This is a genomic window from Natronoarchaeum rubrum (assembly GCF_024494695.1).
On the sequence record NZ_JANHDP010000014.1, the window covers coordinates 1 to 3,361 of the forward strand.

The 3,361-nt window shown below is 58.0% G+C and carries 2 rRNA genes; both read right to left on the reverse strand.

The features are described 5' to 3' along the window. Positions 1-14 precede the first annotated feature (14 nt). A 5S ribosomal RNA gene (rrf, locus tag NO931_RS20540) occupies positions 15-136 on the reverse strand. 142 nt (positions 137-278) lie between these two features. Beyond that, a 23S ribosomal RNA gene (locus tag NO931_RS20545) occupies positions 279-3,205 on the reverse strand. Positions 3,206-3,361 lie beyond the last annotated feature (156 nt).

Genomic DNA, 3,361 nt, shown 5'->3' on the forward strand with positions numbered 1-3,361 from the left:
GGGTGAGTATGAGTGGCAGGCGGCGAGGCAGTGTTCCCAGAGGCTCGCGCACTCCAGTACTTGCTGCCACGTGGGTGAGCTTAACTTCCGTGTTCGGGATGGGTACGGGTGTTACCTCACCGCTGTGGCCGCCTTAACGCCGACCAGCGGAATCGAACCGCCGACGATGGTACCAACCATCGGAAAGACGATGTTAGTGTACGTGCGATCCAGTTAACGCCTGGACTCAATCATCGAAGACGACGATCGTCGTCTCGAAACTGAGCCAATGCGGTATGACTGTGTGGCGATCTTGATTAGTGCTCGCGGACTCAACGTCTCGTTGCCTCGACGCGTACATCCCGAGTCTATCGAGCTTGTCTTCTACAAGCCGATCAATGGAACCTCGTTTTCAGGTGGGTTTCCGGCTTAGATGCGTTCAGCCGTTACCCCGTGGTGCGTGGCTGCTCAGCACGTGCCCTTGCGGACAGCTGATACACCAGTGGCACCCATTCGTAGTTCCTCTCGTACTATACGAACGTTCCCGGCAGGTTCCGTAAACACCCCCAATAGATAGCAGCCGACCTGTCTCACGACGGTCTAAACCCAGCTCACGACCTCCTTTAATAGGCGAACAACCTCACCCTTGCCCGCTTCTGCACGGGCAGGATGGAGGGAACCGACATCGAGGTAGCAAGCCACTCGGTCGATATGTGCTCTTGCGAGTGACGACTCTGTTATCCCTAGGGTAGCTTTTCTGTCATCAATCCGGCCCATTGAGGACCGTGATTGGTTCGCTAGACCCCGCTTTCGCGTCAGCGTCCATCGTTAGGCTGGACACTGTCAAACCATCTTGTGCTCTTGCACTCTGCGCCGGATTTCCGACCCGGCTGAGATGATTATGGGGCGCGCTCGATCTTCTCTCAAGCGCGTACCGCCCCAGTCAAACTGCCCGGCTACCGGTGTCCTCCGCCAGGAGTGAGAGTCACAGTCACTAGTGGGTAGTATTTCAGTGGTGTCTCGGTGGCCCGCTAGCGCGGGTACCTGTGTACTGACTCCTACCTATCCTGCACACTAGCGACCGTGTCTCAGCGACAGCCTGCAGTAAAGCTCCATAGGGTCTTCGCTTCCCCTTGGGGGGCTCCAGACTCCGCACTGGAACGTACAGTTCACCGGGCCCGACGTTGGGACAGTGACGCTCTCGTTCATCCATTCGTGCAAGCCGCTACTGAAGCGGCAAGGTACTACGCTACCTTAAGAGGGTCATAGTTACCCCCGCCGTTAACGGGTCCTTCGTCCCATTGTACTGGGTGTTCAGATACCCGCACTGGGCAGGATTCAGTGACCGTACGAGTCCTTGCGGATTTGCGGTCACCTGTGTTGTTACTAGACAGTCGGAGCGTCCTGGTCTCTGCGACCTGCCTCGAGTGAGGCAGGCATCCCTTCTTGCGAACGTACGGGACTAACTTGCCGAATTCCCTAACGTCGGTTGCTCCCGACAGGCCTTGGCTTTCGCCGCCACGGATACCTGTGTCGGTTCTCGGTACGGACACCACACTCGCCTTTTCACGGGTCCCAGGTTGACTCAACTTGCGCGATCCCGCCGTTCACCCGCTTCCTGCCATTACGGCTTCCACGGGCTTGGACGGTTCGACCGGGCGCGAACCCGGCTTGAGCGACCCCGAGACGTCAGCTTTCAGTGTGTGGTGGCACAGGAATATTAACCTGTTACCCTGCTTTGATCTGCTCGAATTGCGACAGATCTTAGGACCGGCTAACCCTCGGCTGATCAGCATTGCCGAGGAACCCTTATCCGTTGGGCCGTCGGGGTTCACACCCGACTAACGCTGCTACTATGGCCAGAATTGTCGTCACCACGCGGTCCACACGAGCTCTCGCCCATGCTTCCACCCACGTGGAGCGCCAACCTACTCGATCACTCGGTCAAGAGTGCGGCCAGGTCTCGGTGATGGATTTGAGCCCCGATCATTTTGGGCGCCCCGAACCTCGGCCGGTAAGCTGTTACGCTTTTCTTAGAGGGTAGCTGCTTCTAAGCTCACCTCCCGGCTGTCTGGGGCTCGGGACCACCTTCAGAGGATTGCACTTAATCCATACTTGGGGACCTTAACCCGGCAGTGGGTTGTCTCCCTTCTGGTACACAGGCTTACCCCGTGCACCGGAATCCCTGAGTCAGCAACGTTCATAGGTTCGGAGTTCGACAGGCGGGCCGACCCCTCTCGGGGGCGGGACCGCCAATCGGTGGCTCTACCCCATGAACTGTCTCGTCAGAGGTCATGCTTCGACATGTTTCGGTTGGAACCAGCTGTTGCCGAGCTCGATGGGCCTTTCACCCCTATACGCGAGTCACGAGAGGGTATTGTAGGACACCAACTCTAACAGGCTTCCACGTGCCTTTCGGCACGCTTCACCTTGCTCGCGCATAGATCGCTCGGATTCGGGTCGGATCCGTTTGACTCCCCGCGCTTGAACACGGCGGCCCTCGGGCAAAGCCCTGCGGCCATGTCGGTTTCCCTGCGCCTTCCCCGATGATCGGGTTAGACTCGTCAAACAGATCCACTCTCTGGCTCGTTTTTCAAAACGCACGACGGAACATCGGCTCCCCACGATTCCTACTGGAGGTTCGCACCTCGGTCGTTTTTCGTGGGGCCTTGTATGCCCCGTCGCTCAGTGGCCGACTGAGTTCAGGCCCTATTGCACCTCCCTTCTCGGGGTGCTTTTCAGCGTTCGCTCACGCTACTTGTTCGCTATCGGTCTCGAGGAGTGTTTAGTCTTCCCAGTCGATGCCTGGGATATTCACAAGGGATATCCAACCCCTGTTACTCTGGAGCTGACGCACACGGTACTGTTCTCCGATACGGGACTGTCACCCTGTATCGTACTTCGTTCCAGAAGATTTCTCGGAGAAGGTCACGTGCTGCATGTCAGTCCGGAACACCACATTGCCCGTGAGGGCTTCGGTTTGGACTGGATCGCGTTCACGCGCGGTTACTAACGACATCGCGGATTTGCGTTCTATTCCTGTCGGTACTAAGATGTTTCAATTCCCGACGTTCCCCATTGCGCAAGGCAATTGCGGGGGGATTCCCATTCGGAGATCCCGAGTTCTTCGCCTCCGTGCGGCTCCCTCGGGCTTATCGCAGCTTGGCACGTCCGTCTTCAGCTCTCGAGCCGAGCCATTCACCAGCCGGCGTCGTAGCCACGTCAATAATGTTTGGACCAGGTCGGAGACGACGCGGTGTCGTCTTCGATGAATGAGTCCAGTGGACGTCTGGATCGCACGTACACGCGGTCTTCATCTACCGCCCGGTGGTCTGGGGCGGTATCGACCCTTCCCATCCGCGCTCGCACGGGATGGTGCATC